We start from the raw sequence: 15,487 nt of genomic DNA on the forward strand, positions 1-15,487 counted from the left end.
GAATGAATTGATCGTTCGTTCAGGGCGGGCGGGCCCGGTTCAACTTCCCTCGGAGCGACCGGAGTCGGCGGCCGTCCAGCGGCGGAAGGCCCGCATGAAGCTCGACGGCTCCGAGTAGCCGAGCCGGTGCGCCAGCTCGGTGGCGGACAGCCGCTCGTCCCGCAGACCGTCCTGTACGAGGGTGAGCCGTACGTCGTCGAGCAGGCGCCGGTAGGTGGTGCCCTCGGCCGCGAGCCTGCGGCGCAGGGTGCGCGAGGTGATGTTCATCCGGCGCGCGACGTGCTCGATGCCGGGGTCGGGGCCGCCTCCCGCGAGCAGCTGCCTGCGCACCGTGCGGGCCGCGCCGCTCGCGCCCGCCCGCTGCGCCACGAGCCGTTCGCACAGCTCCCGGCAGATCTGCGCGGTGTGCGGATTGCCGTGCGGCAGCGGGCTGTCGAGGATGCCGCTGTCGTAGACGAGGGCGGTCGTCGCGGCGCCGTAGCGGACCGGCACGTCGAGCACCGTGGGCCGCGCGGCGCCCGGCGGCGCGGGGAAGGCGAGGTCGACGCGGCGCAGCGGGACGGGCGGGCCGCCGGCGAACACCTGTCGGCCGAGGACGATGTTGGCGGCGCAGTCCCGTTCGACGAGGAAGCGCCGTACGTCGGCGGGGATCCGGCCGCCGTCCATGCGGTGCAGGACGTCGCCCGCCGCGTCCACGACGGCGCTGTGCCGGGCGAAGCCGAAGGTGAGCGCCGAGTACCGCAGCCCGTACCGGAACACCTCGCGCATCGTCGGGGCGCTGAGCAGCGCGTAGCCGAACAGGCCGAACGTGGTGACGTGGTAGCGGGCCCCGACCTCGATGCCGAGCCCCGGGCGGTCGCCGAGCCCGTGCAGCAGATTGCGGACGACGGCGATCTCCTGCGAGGCCTCGACGAGGTGGTGCGGGTCGCCGAGATAGGCCGCTTCGATGCCCGTGCCCGCGAGGCAGTCGGCGGCGGCGAGGCCCCGTTCCGCGGCGAAGTCGAGCAGCAGGACGACGCCCGAGGCGGCGCGCGGAAAGTCCCAGTCGGTGAATCCCTCGGCGATGACCTCCGGCTGCGCGGCAGCCGTGTCCACCGGCACGGTCATGACCGGCCCTCCGTTTCCCGCCGTCACACGGCCAACGCCCGCACCCGTCAGGGGAGTTCATGACAGCACGGTGCTCTCGGCGGCCACAACCCGGCTGCGTGTCCGAATCTGTCCCGGCCTTGTCCGCTTTGGTCATGGAGGCGCTCGGGCGTGCCGCCCTAGCGTGAGGCAAGTGTGTCCGGCCCTGTCCGGCCGTCCGGTGGTTCGTGACGAGGGCGCGGTCGGGCGCGGCGACGTTGCCGAAGCAGGGAGGATGCGCATGCGGACCAAAGGAGCCCTGCTCCACAAGCCCGGCGAGGACTGGACGGTCGAGCCGATCGAGGTCGGCGACCCGGTCGCGGGCGAGGTGCAACTGCGCCTGGCCGCCTCGGGCTTGTGCCACTCCGACGAGCACTTCCGGGGCGGGGCGAACCTCGCCGCCTCCTACCCGCTCCTCGGCGGGCACGAGGGCGCGGGTGTCGTGACGAAGGTCGGCCCGGGTGTCTCCGGCGTCGAGGTGGGCGACCACGCCGTCCTCGGCTTCATCCCGGCCTGTGGTGTCTGTCGCCCGTGTTCGCAGGGTCTGCAGAACCTGTGCGACCAGGGTGCCAACCTGCTCACCGGGCAGTCCATCGCCGACAACACGTTCCGGACGCGCACCGCGGGCGGCGACCCGGTCACGCCGATGTGTCTGCTGGGCACGTTCGCCCCGTACGTCACCGTCAGCCAGTCCTCCGTCATCAAGATCGAGAAGGATGTGCCGCTGGAGACGGCCGCGTTGCTGGGCTGCGGCGTCTCCACGGGCTGGGGCTCCGCCGTCTCCATCGGCGACACCCGGCCCGGCGACACGGTCGTGATCGTGGGTGTCGGCGGCGTCGGCATCAACGCGGTGCAGGGCGCGGCGGCGGCAGGCGCGCGGTTCGTGATCGCGGTGGACCCGGTCGAGTTCAAGCGGGACAAGGCACGGGAGTTCGGCGCCACGCACACCTTCGCCTCCATGGAGGAGGCCGCGGGTCCCGTCGCCGAGCTGACCTGGGGCGCGCAGGCCCACACCGTCATCCTGACCGTCGGCGAACTCCAGGGCGACCAGCTGGCGCCGGCGCTCGCGATGACCGCCAAGGGCGGCCAGGTCATCGTGACGGCCATCGCGGACATGACGCAGATCGACGCCAAGGTCGGGCTCTTCGACCTGGCGCTGATGCAGAAGCGGATCCAGGGCGCCATCTTCGGCGGCATCAGCCCGCGCACCCAGATCCCGCGCCTCCTCGAGCAGTACCGCGCCGGGAAGCTCAAGCTGGACGAACTCACCACGCGGACCTACCGCTTGGAGGAGATCAACCAGGGCTACCAGGACATGCGGGACGGCAAGAACCTGCGCGGCGTGGTCCGTTACACCGACGCCGACCACTGAGCCACGACGGGCCGGCGAGGGGCGGGTCCCTGGAGGGTCACAGGCCGCCCCGTTCGCTGACCTGGCGGGCCACGTCGCGGAGTTTGACGTTGTTCTCCTGCGAGTAGCGGCGCAGTGTGGCGAACGCCTCCGCCTCGGTCAGGTCGTGTCCTGCCATGAGGATGCCCATGGCCTCGCCGATGACATGCCGGGTCTCCACGGCGCGGTACAGGGAGGCGTGTTCGCGGGCGCTGGAGAAGGCGACGGCGGCGTGCGAGGCGAGGAGCCAGCCGGCGGTCTCACTGGCCTCCGTGAACGCCCCCGGCTTCTTGGAGTAGAGGTTGAGAGCCCCGAGGTCGCCCTCGTTCTCGGTGTAGAGCAGGAATCCCATCATGCTGCCGATACCGAGTTCGTGGGCGCGCGGGGCGTACGAGCGCCAGCGTGTCGTCTCGGTCGAGAGATCCTTGAGGCGGAACACGGGGTGCCGGGTGCGGGCCGCGTCGAAGCACGGCCCCTCTTGGAGGCGGCCCTGGAGCCGGTCGCTGTCGACGACCAGCTGATCGGTGGCAGCGAGCGTTTCGACCTTCCCCTTGCGCAGAACGAGGATGCCGGCCGAGTCGCAGCCCTCGACCTGGTCGACGGCCCATGTGGTGATCTTGTGCAACGTCGCGTCCACGGACTCCTGTGCCAGGAGTTCGCGCGCCATGGACGCCATATTCAGGGCGAACTCACGCCATTCCATGTCGAGCTCCTCGGCTTCGGGGTACATACGTTCCTTGCGACGGGCCAAGCCTGCCACGTCCGCCCCGGCCGGAACCTGTCGCGGTCCGGGGCGGACGGGCCAGGGGTGTGTCAGCCGGTCGTCGCCGAGGTGTTGGTGACCGGGAGCGTCTTCTCCGCTCCGGCCACGTAGAGGTCCCGCGGGGCCGTGCGCAGCACGAACTTGCTGTCGTCGCTGTCGACGCGCACGGACATCACGAAGAAGCCGTCGTGTTCGGTGGTCGTCTTCACGTCGTACTGGCTCTCCCAGTACGTCTGCAGGAAGACCTCGGTGTCGTAGGGGTCGACTCCTTGGGGTGTGGTGACCCTGCCCTGGACGGTCAGGATGTCGCCCGCCTTCACCTTCCGCTTGTTGACCTGGTAGCTGACGGTGCTGGACTTCGTCTCGACGCCCACGGTGGTGTCCGCGTAGTAGCCGTCCTGCGGGGTGTCGAGGTCTCCGTCCTCGTCGTAGAGGGCCGAGATCTGCACCTCGTGCTCGGCGTTGAGCAGGCTGCTCGCGCCCACGTGGTCGATGCTGACGTCCGGGATGGTGAACTTCCCCTTGGCGTCACTGACCGGCGTGCCCAGTTCCCGCGGCTCGTAGTAGTTCGGGTCGATCGGGTCGCCCCACGGGTTCCAGGTGGTGAAGCGGACGGTCTCCTTGACGGTGACGGGGATGTTCGGCGCCGGGGTGCCGTCGGCCTTGGTGACGGTGCCGGTGACATCGACGCGGCGGTTGTCGTAGTCGGTACTGGTCGGATTGGTGGTCACGCGAAGGACGTAGGCGTCGCCGGGCGCGGCGTCCGCGCTCCGCGCCGAGGCGACGGGAGCGGACAGGGCGCCTGCGGCGAGCAGCAGCGCGGCGAGGGCGGCCGTCCGCTTCGGGAGGGTGTTTCTGGGCACGGTTCGCACGGTTCAACTCCAAGTTCGGTCAGTTCGTGAGGAGTTGCGCCGGGCGGTACCGGTCCCACCACGGCGCGTGTGTGCATCACACACGGTTCGATGAACGGGGTGGGGCGCCAGTTGCCCGCGGTACGGGCGCCGTTACACGGCTGTGGCGAGGGACCGTTTTGCCCGGGTTCCGCGTTCACCTGGATGTCGCTCACGGGACACACCCACGGCCGCTCCCTCCTCGGAGCCCTTGACAAGCCCTACCCGTCTTGATTGCTTGGCTCCACCACACACCGAATGGTCGGTCGGCGCAGTGACCGGGAGGGAAGACAGCGTGACGGAATCCGACGAACCGGGCCCCGCGGAGCGCATGTTCGCCGCGGACCTGGCCTCCCAGCTCCTCGGCATCGAACTCCGGGAGCACGGCACGGGACATGCCGCGCTCCGGATGAAGGTGACGGCGTCCATGGTCAACGGCCACGGGATCGCCCACGGCGGCTATGTCTTCCTCTTCGCCGACACGGCCTTCGCCTGCGCCTGCAACAGCGAGGGCCCCGTCACCGTGGCCTCCGGAGCCGACATCACCTTCGTCGCGCCGGCGCACGAGGGCGATGTACTGGAGGCCACCGCCCACGAGGTCACCCGCTTCGGCCGCAGCGGCCTGTACGACGTGCGGGTGACGCGCGGGGACGCGGTGATCGCCGAGTTCCGGGGGCGCAGTCGCAGCGTCGCTAGAGACCCAGGTCGCTGAGGCCCGGATGGTCGTCGAGGCGACGGCCGAGCGGCCAGTGGAAGGCGCGCTCCTTCTCGGCGATCGGCAGGTCGTTGATGGAGGCGTGGCGCCTGCGCATCAGCCCGTTGTCGTCGAACTCCCAGTTCTCATTGCCGTACGCGCGCTTCCAGTTGCCCGCGTCGTCGTGACACTCGTACGCGAAACGGACCGCGATGCGGTGGCCGTCGAACGCCCACAGCTCCTTGATCAGCCGGTAGTCGAGCTCCTGGTTCCACTTGCGCGTGAGGAAGGCGACGATCTCGGCGCGCCCCGTGGGGAATTCGGCGCGGTTGCGCCACTGGCTGTCCGGTGTGTAGGCGCGCGAGACGCGCTGCGGGTCGCGAGTGTTCCAGGCGTCCTCCGCCAGACGTACCTTCTGCACGGCCGTCTCGCGTGTGAACGGCGGAAGCGGCGGGCGGGCGCCGGCGGGTTCGGGAGCGGGGCTGATGTGATCGGTCATGGTGTGCTCCCTTCCCCGCCGAGCCGGTCTCGGAGCATCTCAGAGCAGTTCGAGCACCGTCGCGTTGGCCATGCCGCCGCCCTCGCACATGGACTGCAGGCCGTAGCGGATGCCATTGTCCTTCATGTGGTGCACCAGTGTGGTCATCAGGCGGGCGCCGGAGCCGCCGAGGGGGTGGCCGAGGGCCATGGCTCCGCCGTTGGGGTTCAGACGCGCGTAGTCGGCGCCCGTCTGCCGCTGCCAGCCGAGGGAGACGGAGGCGAAGGCCTCGTTGATCTCGTACGTGCCGATGTCGTCGAGCGAGAGGCCCGCGCGCTGAAGCACCTTGGCGGTGGCCGGGATCGGGCCCTTGAGCATGGTGATCGGGTCGACGCCGGTGACGGTCCCGGTGTGGAAGCGGGCCAGCGGCGTCCAGCCGTTGCGCGCGGCCACCTCGGACGTGGTGACGAGGAGGGCGGCGGCGCCGTCGGAGATCTGTGAGGCGTTGCCCGCCGAGATGACCCCGTCCTCCTTGAACGGGGTCTTCAGGCCGGCCAGCTTCTCGACCGTCGTGCCGCGCCGTACGCCCTCGTCGGTGTCGAAGAGGGTGCCGTCGGCGAGGGAGACCGGGGTGATCTGGTTCTTGAAGCGGCCCTCGTCGATGGCGCGGGCGGCCTTCTCGTGCGAGTCGGCGGCGTGCTGGTCGAGTTCGGCGCGGGTGAGTCCGAACTCCTCGGCGATCATCTCGGCGCCGACGCCCTGATTGAAGACGACGTGGTCGTAGCGCTCGCCGACGAGCGGGCCGAACGGCTTGCCGGCCTGGCCGCCCGCACGCGAGGAGCCCATCGGGACGCGGGACATGGACTCGACGCCGCCCGCGACGGCGATGTCGTACTGACCGGCGATGACCCCGGCGGCGGCCTGGTGCACGGACTGCTGCGAGGAGCCGCACTGCCGGTCGATGGTGAGACCCGGCACGGACTCGGGCCAGCCGGCCGCGAGCACCGCGAACCGGCCGACGCCGCCGGCCTGCTCGCCGACCTGGGACACGCAGCCCCAGATGACGTCGTCGACGGCGGCCGGGTCGAGGCCGTTGCGCTCGGCGAGGGCCTTCAGGACATGGGCGGAGAGGTCGACGGGGTGGATGCCCGAGAGCGCGCCGCCCGGCTTGCCCTTGCCGACGGGGGTGCGTACGGCGTCGACTATGACTGCGTCACGCATGGTGAACTCCTTTACGAGGTGCGGGGGTTGGCGGGCGGTCTACTTCGGGGCCATGCGGATCGCGCCGTCGAGGCGGATGGTCTCGCCGTTGAGCATCGGGTTGGTGACGATCGAGTCGACCATGTGCGCGTACTCGGCCGGCTGGCCGAGGCGGGCCGGGTGCGGCACCTGCGCGCCGAGCGAGTCCTTGGCCTCCTGTGGCAGCCGGCCGAGCAGCGGCGTCTCGAACAGGCCGGGCGCGATGGTCATCACGCGGATGTTCATGCGCGCGAGGTCACGGGCGATGGGCAGCGTCATGCCGACGATGCCGCCCTTGGACGCCGAGTACGCGCACTGGCCGATCTGCCCGTCGAACGCGGCCACGGAGGCGGTGTTGACGACGACGCCGCGCTCGCCGTCGACCGGTTCGTTGCCGGTCATGGCCTGCGCGGCGAGGCGGATGACGTTGAAGGTGCCGATCAGGTTGATCTCGACGACCTTGCGGAAGGTGTCGAGGACGTACGGGCCCTCCTTGCCGACGGTGCGCCCGGCGGAGCCGATGCCCGCGCAGTTGACGGCGACGCGCAGCGGGGCGAGCGCGACGGCGGCCTCGACGGCGGCGGTGGCGTCGGCCTCGCTGGTGACGTCGCCTGCGACGAAGGTGGCGCCGAGTTCCTTGGCGACGTTCTCGCCGTCGGAGGTGGGCAGGTCGAAGATGACGACCTTGGCGCCCGTGGCGGCGAGCCGCTCGGCGGTGGCGCGGCCGAGACCGGAGGCGCCACCGGTGATCAGGACGGAGGACTGGGCGTCGAGCTGCATGGCAAGTCCCTTCTTGGAGCCGATGCGGTGAGGGGAGTCAGAGGCCGAGCGACTTGGCGATGATCGTCTTCATGACCTCGTTGGTGCCGCCGTAGATGCGCGAGACGCGGGTGTCGGCGTACAGGCGGGCGATCGGATACTCGGTGACGTAGCCGTAACCGCCGTGCAGTTGAAGGCACTTGTCGATGACGCGGCCCGCGACCTCGGTGCAGAACAGCTTCGCCTTCGCGGCGTCGGCGACGGAGAGTTCGCCCTCGTCGTGCAGTTCGAGGGCGCGGTCGGCCATCAGCTGGGCGGCCTCGACCTCGGTGGCGCACTCGGCGAGCACGAACTTGGTGTTCTGGAAGTGGGCGACCGGCTTGCCGAAGACCGTCCGTTCCTTCACGTAGTCGGTGGCGAAGCGCAGAGCCGCCGCGGCCGTCCCCGAGCCGCCGAGGGCGATCATCAGGCGTTCTTGGGCGAGGTTGTGGGACAGGTAGGAGAAGCCCTGGCCCTCCTCGCCCAGCAGGTTCCCGGCCGGCACCTTGACGTCCACGAAGGCGAGTTCGGCGGTGTCGGAGGCCTTGAGCCCGATCTTCTGGAGCTTGCGGCCGACGGAGAAGCCCTCGCTCGCCGACTCCACGACGAGGATCGACAGGCCGCCGCGGCGGTCCTCGGGATCGTAGGGCGCGGTGCGCGCGACGACGAGGACCAGGTCGGCGAGGGCGCCGCCGGTGATGAACGTCTTGGCGCCGTTGAGCACGTAGTGCGTGCCGTCGGCGGAGCGTTCGGCCCTGGTCTGGATGTTGGCGAGGTCGGAGCCGGTGCCGGGCTCGGTCATGGCGATCGCCGTCATGAGGTCGCCGGAGGCGAAGCCGGGCAGCCAGCGCTCCTTCTGTTCCTGCGTGGCGTACGTCAGCAGGTACGGCAGGATCAGATTCGAGTGCACCGAGTAGTTGCCGAAGGTGACACCGGCCCGTGTCGTCTCCTCGACCGCGACGGCCGCGAACTTGAGGCTGGCCTCGCCCGCGCCGCCGAACTCCTCGGGCACCTGGATGCCGAGCACGCCCAGCTCGCCGAGCCTGCGGTAGAAGTCGCGCGGTGGGTGCCCCTGTTCCTCCCACTCCTGGTGGACGGGGGTGACTTCCTTGGCGATGAAGTCCCGCAGCATCCGGCGGAACGCCTCGTGGTCCTCGTTGAACAGCGTACGGCGCACAGCGGCCCCTTCTGCCTGTGTAGAACGATCGTTAAGTTACGTCGGCCCGACGGGACCTGACAACCCGTCCTGACGACCCCTTCCCGTGAACCTTCACCCGCGCGTCACGAGACTCCGCGCGGCACGTGGAGGAGCGCCTCCTGGGTGACCGAGGCGACCAACTCCCCTCCCCTGGTCCAGAATTCGCCCTGCGCCAGGGTTCTGCCGTCGCCGGCGACGACGCTGTGGCACGCGAACAGCAGCCACTCGTCGACGCGCGCCGGGCGGTGGAACCACATGGCGTGGTCGAGCGAGGCGAGCGCGATGCCTCGCGGGCGTGGCTCGCCGTAGGCCACCAGGGCGGTCGGGGCGAGCGGGGCGTCGCAGATGTAGGCGAGGACGCAGGCGTGCAGGCCCGGGTCGTCGGGCATGGCGCCGACCGTGCGCATCCAGGCGTACCGGTCGATGCGTCCGGCGTCGGGGTCCCGCTCCAGCGGCACTTCGCGGTACGCGGTCGAGGTGTACAGCGGATGGTCGTGCGGCCGGTGCGTCCACCCCTCGCGCAGGCCTTCGGGCCCCGGCACGTCGGGCATGCCGGGCTGGCGCCAACTGCCACCGGGCTGCGGCTGCTTGAACGAGACGCTCATGGCAAGGGACTCCTTGCCGTCCTGGACCCCGGTCACCTGCCGCATCGAATAGCTGCGCCCGTCGCGCACCACCTCGGGCGTGAAGCGCACCGGGCGCTCGGGCGACAGGGCGCGCAGGAAGTAGGCGTGCAGCGAGTGCACGACCCGGTCCGCGTCCACGCTGCGCCGAGCGGCGTCCAGGGCCTGGGCGAGGACGGCGCCGCCGTAGCTGCGGGCGGCGGCGCGGCCGGAGTGGCAGTACCCCTCATAGGCCCCGTCGTCGGTCGCCTCGACCCGGACATGTCCGCCCTTCCCGAGCTCGCCGAGGGCGACCGGGGCCGCCATGCCCGTCTCCCCGGACGCGTCCCGGTGCGTCGCCTCGTCGACCATGCCGCCGCTCACGTCTGTGTCACTCCCGCTCCGTCGGCGGCCGCGTACCGCTGCCGCAGGTCCGTCTTGAGGATCTTCCCGGCGGCCGAGACCGGGAGGGCGTCCAGGAAGTGGATCTCCCGAAGCCGCTGGTACGGGGCGACGTGCTCGGCCACGAACGCCATGAGTTTCTCGGCCAGTTCGGGGCCCGCCGGATGTCCGGAGCGCGGCACGACGTACGCGACGGGGATCTCGCCGACCCCGGAACGCGGCGCACCGATGACGCTGGCACCGGCGACGGCGGGGTGCCGGTGGAGCAGGTCCTCCAGCGGCGTCGGATAGACGTTGTACCCCTTGTAGATCAGCATGTCCTTGGCCCGTCCGACCAGGTACAGCCAGCCGTCCTCGTCGACGCGCCCCAGGTCGCCGGTGCGCAGCCAGCCGTCCTGGAACTGCTCGGCCGTCAGGTCGGGATGGCCCTGGTAGCCGTCGGTGATCTGCGGGCCGCGCGCCCACACCTCGCCGGCCTCGCCGACGGGCAGGGAGGGTCCGCAGCCGAGGTCCCTGATCTCGACCTCGGTGTCGAAGACCGGGGCGCCGACGCTGCCCTCGGGCACCGGGTTGTCGTCCACCAGCGGGTGCGCGGCGAGCGCCATGGTGGCCTCGGTGAGCCCGTATCCCTCGACGATCGTGGCGTTCGGGAAGAGCGTGGCGAGGCGCTGCATGGTGTCCGTGTCGACGGGCGCGGCACCGGAGTTGACGCTGCGCACCGAGGAGAGGTCCAGCTCCTCGACGCCGGGCAGCGCGAGCAGGGCGTGGAAGAGGGCGGGCGAGCCGGGCACGGTGGTGACGCCGTGCTCCTCGATGAGCCGCGCGAACCTGCGGGGTTCGAAGCGGCCCGCCATCACGACCGTGCTGGCCACCGCCACGCTGACGGACTGGCCGACGAGTCCCATGGCATGGAAGAGCGGGGCGAGCGCCACAGCGGTGGCCTCGCCCAGGTTCAGGGTGTGCGCGGTCCGGGCCGCGGGCACGGATTCGAGCGCCACCCGGCCCGCGCCGTCGGTGCCGGGCACGGCGGCGCCGCGCCAGCAGGCCATCTGGAGGGCGTTCGCCAGGACGTTGCGGTGCAGGACGCGGACCGCCTTGGATCGCCCTGTCGTGCCGCCCGTGAAGGCCAGGTGCGCCAGATCGTCCCCGCTGACGGCCGCCTGCTCCCCCGGCTCGTCCGCCAGCAGCTCCTCAAGTGGTACGCCGCCGGGGTCGGCGCCCTCGTCGGCGGCGGGCGCGGTGGTCGTCGCCGGGACAAGGACCGTCAGGCGGACGCCCGGCGCGGCGGCCTTCGTGAGCCCGGGCGCGGTCGCCGGGTGGGTGAACGCGGCGACGGCGCGCGCCTCGTCGAGCTGCTCGCGCAGCGCCGTGGGCGGCAGGGCCGGGTTGAGGGGGACGACGACCGCGCCGGCCAGCAGGACGGCGTAGTACGAGACGGTGAACCAGGCCGAGTTGGGCTGGTGCAGCGCGACGGCGTCGCCGTGCCCGACACCCCGCGCGCGCAGCCCGGCGGCCAGCCGCAGCGCCGTGTCGTACAACTCGCTGTAGGTGAAGGTGAGTTCGCCGTCGCGCAGGGCGGTGCGGTCGGGGTGGCGGTGGGCGGTTCCGGCGAGCAGGTCGCCGACGGCGGCGTCGGGGTAGCCGAGACTCTGGGGCATGCCCGGGGGCACGTAGCGGGTCGTCAACCGACGATTCCCTTCTCGCGGAGTGTGTCGATGTCGTCGGGGGCGAGTCCGGCCAGCGTGGTGAGGACCTCCGTGGTGTCGGCGCCGACGCGCGGGGCGGGGGCGGGCTCGCCGGGTGGTGTCGTGGTGAAGCGTGGCGCGGGCGAGGGTTCGGGGCCGCCGTGGGGGCCGCGCCGGTAGGTGGAGCGGGCGCTGTTGTGGGGATGCTCGGGCGCCTCGTTCAGCGACAGGACCGGGGAGACGCAGGCACCCTGCCCGTCGAAGGCGCGGGCCCATTCGTCGCGGGTACGCGTGACGAAGAGGCGCGCCAACTCGTCCTTCATCACAGCCCAGTTGGCGCGGTCGTGCTGCCGCGCGAACCGCTCGTCGTCTTCCAGACGCAGGACGCGCAGCAGCGCCGCGTAGAACTGTGGCTCGATGGCGCCGACGGCGACGTGCCGGTCGTCGGCGCAGCGGTACACGGCGTAGAACGGGGCGCCGCCGTCGAGCATGTTGACGCCGCGCCGGTCCTGCCAGCCGCCCTTGGCCAGGAACCCGTACGTCATGGCGAGCAGCAGCGCGGTGCCGTCGGTCATGGCGGCGTCGACGACCTGTCCCACGCCGCTGGTGCGGGCGTGCAGCAGCGCGCTCACGAGGCCGAGCGCGAGCAGCATGCCGCCCCCGCCGAAGTCGCCCACGAGGTTGAGCGGCGGCACGGGATCACCGTCGGCGGGCCCCATGGCGTGCAACGCCCCAGCCACGGCTATGTAGTTGATGTCGTGGCCTGGCTCCTGGGCGAGCGGGCCGTCCTGTCCCCAGCCGGTCATCCGCCCGTACACGAGCTGCGGGTTCGCGGCGAGCAGGACGTCGGGGCCGAGGCCGAGGCGTTCGGCGACGCCGGGCCGGAACCCCTCGACGACGACGTCGGAGCGCCCGATCAACTCCCGTACGAGGGCGGCTCCTTCGGCGTCCTTGAGATTCACCGCGACGGAGCTGCGGCCCCGCAGGATGACGGGGTGGGGGCTGTCCTTCCCTGCCTCGGCGGGGCGGTCGACCCTGATGACCTCGGCGCCGAGATCGGCGAGCAGCATCCCGCAGAACGGGGCGGGCCCGATGCCGCCCAGCTCCACGATGCGTATCCCGGCGAGCGGCCCGGCACTCACCGGCCGGTCCAGCGCGGGGCGCGCTTCTCGGCGAAGGCGCGGGCCCCTTCCCGCGCGTCGTCGGATTCCATCACCGGCCCCGCGATCTCCCGCATGCGCTGCCACTCCTCGTCCGCGGCCCAATTGGGCGCGTTCGCGACGATCTCCTTGGTGGCGCGGACTGCAAGGGGCCCGTTGGCGGCGATGGCGCGTGCGAGTGCGAGCGCGCCGTCGAGTGCGGCGCCGGGTTCGGTGACCCGGTTGACGAGGCCGTAGGTGTGGGCGCGGTCGGCGTCCAGGAAGTCGCCGGTCAGGGCGATCTCCAGGGCGACGGAGTACGGGATGCGCCGCGGCAGCCGCAGCAGCCCGCCCGCCGCGGCGACGAGCCCCCGCTTGACCTCGGGTATCCCGAACTTGGCGTTGCTCGCCGCCACGACCATGTCGCAGGCGAGCGCGATCTCGCAGCCGCCGGCCAGGGCGTATCCCTCGACGGCGGCGATGACCGGCTTGCGCGGCGGCGCCTCGGTGATGCCGGCGAGGCCACGCCCCTCGATGCTCGGGGTCTCGCCCCTGAGGAACGCCTTGAGGTCCATCCCGGAGCAGAAGCTGCCGCCCGCGCCGGTGATCACGCCGACCACCTGGTCGTCCCTGCGGTCGAGTTCGTCGAGCGCGGCGGCCACGCCTTCCGCGACGACACGGTTGACCGCGTTGCGGGCCTCGGGGCGGTTGAGAGTGATGACGGTGATCCCGTCGGCACGGAATTCGCTGAGCACGGCGTCGGTCATTGCGGAGCTCCCGGAGTGGGTCGCGGACTGCGTACGCTGCGACGGAGCGGTCGACGTCCGCTCCGCCCGGCACGGCTCGGCCTCGCCCACCCCGCATTGAACATTCGTTAAGCTACGAGGGTGGCTGCCGGGCTGTCCAGACCCGTGATCAATTCCGGGGTGCGGCAGGGGTGTTCACGCCACGCGGCCACCTGGAAGCAACAGCGGGGCTCAGCGGCGCGTGACGAGGACCGGGCAGTCCGCGTGGTGCAGCAGCGCCTGACTGACCGAGCCGAGCAACAGCCCCTGGAAGCCGCCCCGGCCGCGCGCGCCGACCACGAGGAGGCTCGCCTCCTGCGAGGTCTCGATCAGGCTCGGGCGCACCCGGCCGTGCACCGAGCGGGCCTCCACCTCGACATCGGGGTGCCGGATCCGGCCGGCGGCCAGCGCCCCGGTCAGCGTCTGCTCGCTGTCCTCGCGCAGCTTGTCCGTGTCGTACCAGAGCGGGGCGGGGCCGCCGGGGCCCGCGGGCCCCGTGCCGCTCCAGGTGTTCCACACGTGCACGGCGAGCAGGTCCGTCCCGCGGTGCGCGGCACCGTCGAAGGCCTCCTCGACCGCCGCCTTCGCGGCGTCGGAACCGTCGACGGCGACCGCGACGGGGCCCTCCGGCCGCGCTCGGCCGCGTACGACGAGGACCGGGCAGTCCGCGTGCGCGGCGAGATGCACGGCGACCGAGCCGATCAGCAGGCCGGAGAAGGCGCCCAGGCCGCGGCTGCCGACGACGATCAGGTCGGCGTCGCGCGAACGGGCGGCCAGGACGGTGAGCGCTTCGCCCGTGACGACCTCGCCCTCGACCGGGGCGAGGCCGGGCTCCTCGGCGCGGACCCGCTCGACCGCCGCCGCCACGATCTCCTCGGCCCGCCGACGCAGGCCCGCCTCAGGGGTGTCCTCGGACGACGAGCTGTGCCCAATCTTCAGCATCGGCCAGGTGAACGCGTTCAGGACGCGTACGCCGAGCCCGCGCCGCCGAGCCTCGTGCGCGGCGACCGCGACCGCCTCAAGGCTCGATTCCGATCCATCGGTCCCGACCAGCACGTGGCCCGCCATGTGTGCGCTCCCTCGTCGGCTCTGCCGTCCTGCCTGCGTGGCTCCGCTCTCCAGACTGACCCGAGGAGCGGTCCCTCGCACGGCGGGGCGGCCGGGAGCCCTGCGGGTGCGGCGGCGTTCGGCCCGCCGCCCTCAACCGCTCACTCTTGAACCGCTCACTCGTGCCCCTCGATCTCGATGTCTCCCGCTCGCGTCGGCACGGCATCGAGCTCGGCCAGCGTCGCCGCGTCGAGGGCGAGCGCGCCCGCCGCGACGTTCGCCGCGAGGTGGTCGGCGTCGGCGGTGCCCGGGATCAGCAGGACGTTCGGGGCGTGGTGCAGCAGCCAGGCGAGGCCGACCTGGGCCGGGGACGCGCCCAGCTTCTCGGCGGCCGAGACGACGGCGGGCTCGTCCGTGACCTTGGGCATGCCCGGGAAGGCGCTGCCCAGCGGGAAGTAGGGCACCCAGGCGATGCCCTCGTCGCGGCAGAGCCGCAGCATCTCCTCGTCGCCGCGGGCCACGAGGCTGTACGCGTTCTGCACGCAGGCGATCCCTGCGGGCAGGCCCCGGCGCAGCTCGTCGAGGCCCACGTTGCTGAGCCCGATGGCGCCGATCTTGCCCTCGTCGCGCAGGGCGGTCATGACGGCGAGCTGGTCGTCGATGTCGACGATCTGGTCGCCCTCGGCCCGTAGACCGGGACCGACCTCGGCGCGGCGCAGGTTGACCAGCGGGACCTGGTCGACGCCGAGGCTCTTGAGGTTGTCCTCGACGCCGGCCCTCAGTTCCTCGGGCCGTTGGGCGAGCCGCAGCGGCAGCGGGCCGCCGGAGTCGGGGGTGGCGCCGACCTTGCTGACGACGAGGACGTCGTCCTCGGGGCGCAGCGCCTCACGGATGATCTCGTTGGAGAAGCCGTCGCCGTAGAACTGGGCGGTGTCGATGTGGTCGACGCCCAGCTCGACGGCGCGGCGCAGCAGCGCGACGGCCGCGGCGCGGTCCGGGTCCAGGCGGGGCAGCTGCATCGCGCCGAATCCGACGCGCGAGACGTCCCGGCCGTGGAGCCGTCCGGCGCCGCCGGGGCGCGGGGCGCCGTTCGCCGTGACGGCGGCAGGAGAGGGAGCAGAGGGAGAGGAAGTGGAGGGAGAGGAAGCCGAAGAAGACGCGGAAGAGGTCATGGGAATCCCGCCTCGTGCGAAGATAGAGGAAACGGAGGAACCTCCGTTACGTCGAAGGTAGCACAACCGGAGGAGCCTCC

The 15,487-nt window shown here is 71.8% G+C and carries 15 protein-coding genes; 2 read left to right on the forward strand and 13 right to left on the reverse strand.

The window, feature by feature from the left end; genetic code table 11:
- Positions 1–39: 39 nt before the first annotated feature.
- Positions 40–1,107, reverse strand: coding sequence for an AraC family transcriptional regulator (locus tag ACOKM3_RS02795; protein ID WP_426896509.1), 1,068 nt, complete (start codon positions 1,105–1,107; stop codon positions 40–42).
- A gap of 259 nt (positions 1,108–1,366) precedes the next feature.
- Between ACOKM3_RS02795 and ACOKM3_RS02800 the strand changes: the two genes are divergently transcribed.
- Complete coding sequence (locus ACOKM3_RS02800) at positions 1,367–2,497, forward strand: NDMA-dependent alcohol dehydrogenase (RefSeq protein WP_426896511.1); 1,131 nt, start codon at positions 1,367–1,369, stop codon at positions 2,495–2,497.
- Positions 2,498–2,534: 37 nt separating this feature from the next.
- Here the strand turns inward: ACOKM3_RS02800 and ACOKM3_RS02805 are convergent, their stop codons facing one another.
- On the reverse strand, positions 2,535–3,218 hold the full coding sequence (locus ACOKM3_RS02805) for a GAF and ANTAR domain-containing protein (RefSeq protein ID WP_426906680.1): 684 nt from the start codon (positions 3,216–3,218) through the stop codon (positions 2,535–2,537).
- Between the two features lie 110 nt (positions 3,219–3,328).
- Positions 3,329–4,141, reverse strand: coding sequence for an acyl carrier protein (locus tag ACOKM3_RS02810; RefSeq protein ID WP_426896513.1), 813 nt, complete (start codon positions 4,139–4,141; stop codon positions 3,329–3,331).
- 358 nt (positions 4,142–4,499) lie between these two features.
- Between ACOKM3_RS02810 and paaI the strand changes: the two genes are divergently transcribed.
- Positions 4,500–4,880 (forward strand): hydroxyphenylacetyl-CoA thioesterase PaaI, encoded by a 381-nt coding sequence (gene paaI, locus ACOKM3_RS02815; protein ID WP_426906681.1) that lies wholly within the window; start codon positions 4,500–4,502, stop codon positions 4,878–4,880.
- Here the strand turns inward: paaI and ACOKM3_RS02820 are convergent.
- From ACOKM3_RS02820 to ACOKM3_RS02865, 10 genes are all read right to left on the reverse strand, one after another.
- Positions 4,861–5,361, reverse strand: coding sequence for a nuclear transport factor 2 family protein (locus ACOKM3_RS02820; RefSeq protein ID WP_426896515.1), 501 nt, complete (start codon positions 5,359–5,361; stop codon positions 4,861–4,863). The genes paaI and ACOKM3_RS02820 overlap by 20 nt on opposite strands.
- A 39-nt stretch (positions 5,362–5,400) precedes the next feature.
- Complete coding sequence (locus ACOKM3_RS02825; RefSeq protein WP_426896517.1) at positions 5,401–6,561, reverse strand: thiolase family protein; 1,161 nt, start codon at positions 6,559–6,561, stop codon at positions 5,401–5,403.
- A gap of 39 nt (positions 6,562–6,600) precedes the next feature.
- Complete coding sequence (locus tag ACOKM3_RS02830; protein ID WP_426896519.1) at positions 6,601–7,359, reverse strand: 3-hydroxyacyl-CoA dehydrogenase; 759 nt, start codon at positions 7,357–7,359, stop codon at positions 6,601–6,603.
- Between the two features lie 37 nt (positions 7,360–7,396).
- Positions 7,397–8,554 (reverse strand): acyl-CoA dehydrogenase family protein, encoded by a 1,158-nt coding sequence (locus ACOKM3_RS02835; RefSeq protein ID WP_426896521.1) that lies wholly within the window; start codon positions 8,552–8,554, stop codon positions 7,397–7,399.
- A gap of 104 nt (positions 8,555–8,658) precedes the next feature.
- Positions 8,659–9,561 carry an acyl-CoA thioesterase gene (locus ACOKM3_RS02840; RefSeq protein ID WP_426896523.1) on the reverse strand — a complete coding sequence of 301 codons (903 nt, stop codon included), beginning with the start codon at positions 9,559–9,561 and terminating at the stop codon, positions 8,659–8,661.
- Positions 9,558–11,237, reverse strand: a complete 1,680-nt coding sequence (locus ACOKM3_RS02845; RefSeq protein WP_426896525.1) for a class I adenylate-forming enzyme family protein — start codon at positions 11,235–11,237, stop codon at positions 9,558–9,560. Before ACOKM3_RS02845 ends, ACOKM3_RS02840 begins: the two co-directional genes overlap by 4 nt.
- 23 nt (positions 11,238–11,260) lie before the next feature.
- Positions 11,261–12,406, reverse strand: coding sequence for a CaiB/BaiF CoA transferase family protein (locus ACOKM3_RS02850; RefSeq protein WP_426896527.1), 1,146 nt, complete (start codon positions 12,404–12,406; stop codon positions 11,261–11,263).
- Positions 12,403–13,170, reverse strand: a complete 768-nt coding sequence (locus tag ACOKM3_RS02855) for a crotonase/enoyl-CoA hydratase family protein (protein ID WP_426896529.1) — start codon at positions 13,168–13,170, stop codon at positions 12,403–12,405. The genes ACOKM3_RS02850 and ACOKM3_RS02855 overlap by 4 nt, the downstream gene beginning before the upstream one ends.
- A gap of 210 nt (positions 13,171–13,380) precedes the next feature.
- Positions 13,381–14,256, reverse strand: coding sequence for a universal stress protein (locus ACOKM3_RS02860; RefSeq protein ID WP_426896530.1), 876 nt, complete (start codon positions 14,254–14,256; stop codon positions 13,381–13,383).
- Positions 14,257–14,411: 155 nt separating this feature from the next.
- Positions 14,412–15,407: an aldo/keto reductase gene (locus tag ACOKM3_RS02865; protein WP_426896532.1), complete on the reverse strand. Its 996-nt coding sequence runs from the start codon at positions 15,405–15,407 to the stop codon at positions 14,412–14,414.
- Between the last annotated feature and the right edge of the window lie 80 nt (positions 15,408–15,487).

Source organism: Streptomyces nidicola, from assembly GCF_050106155.1.
GTDB lineage: Bacteria > Actinomycetota > Actinomycetes > Streptomycetales > Streptomycetaceae > Streptomyces.

What these genes read in the sequence shown, in the direction of transcription:
- ACOKM3_RS02795 (WP_426896509.1), bottom strand. Translation starts at nt 1,107, where the DNA reads ATGACCGTGCCGGTGGACACGGCTGCCGCGCAGCCGGAGGTCATCGCC.
- ACOKM3_RS02800 (WP_426896511.1), top strand. Translation starts at nt 1,367, where the DNA reads ATGCGGACCAAAGGAGCCCTGCTCCACAAGCCCGGCGAGGACTGGACG.
- ACOKM3_RS02805 (WP_426906680.1), bottom strand. Translation starts at nt 3,218, where the DNA reads ATGGAATGGCGTGAGTTCGCCCTGAATATGGCGTCCATGGCGCGCGAA.
- paaI (WP_426906681.1), top strand. Translation starts at nt 4,500, where the DNA reads ATGTTCGCCGCGGACCTGGCCTCCCAGCTCCTCGGCATCGAACTCCGG.
- ACOKM3_RS02820 (WP_426896515.1), bottom strand. Translation starts at nt 5,361, where the DNA reads ATGACCGATCACATCAGCCCCGCTCCCGAACCCGCCGGCGCCCGCCCG.
- ACOKM3_RS02825 (WP_426896517.1), bottom strand. Translation starts at nt 6,561, where the DNA reads ATGCGTGACGCAGTCATAGTCGACGCCGTACGCACCCCCGTCGGCAAG.
- ACOKM3_RS02830 (WP_426896519.1), bottom strand. Translation starts at nt 7,359, where the DNA reads ATGCAGCTCGACGCCCAGTCCTCCGTCCTGATCACCGGTGGCGCCTCC.
- ACOKM3_RS02845 (WP_426896525.1), bottom strand. Translation starts at nt 11,237, where the DNA reads ATGCCCCAGAGTCTCGGCTACCCCGACGCCGCCGTCGGCGACCTGCTC.
- ACOKM3_RS02855 (WP_426896529.1), bottom strand. Translation starts at nt 13,170, where the DNA reads ATGACCGACGCCGTGCTCAGCGAATTCCGTGCCGACGGGATCACCGTC.
- ACOKM3_RS02860 (WP_426896530.1), bottom strand. Translation starts at nt 14,256, where the DNA reads ATGGCGGGCCACGTGCTGGTCGGGACCGATGGATCGGAATCGAGCCTT.
- ACOKM3_RS02865 (WP_426896532.1), bottom strand. Translation starts at nt 15,407, where the DNA reads ATGACCTCTTCCGCGTCTTCTTCGGCTTCCTCTCCCTCCACTTCCTCT.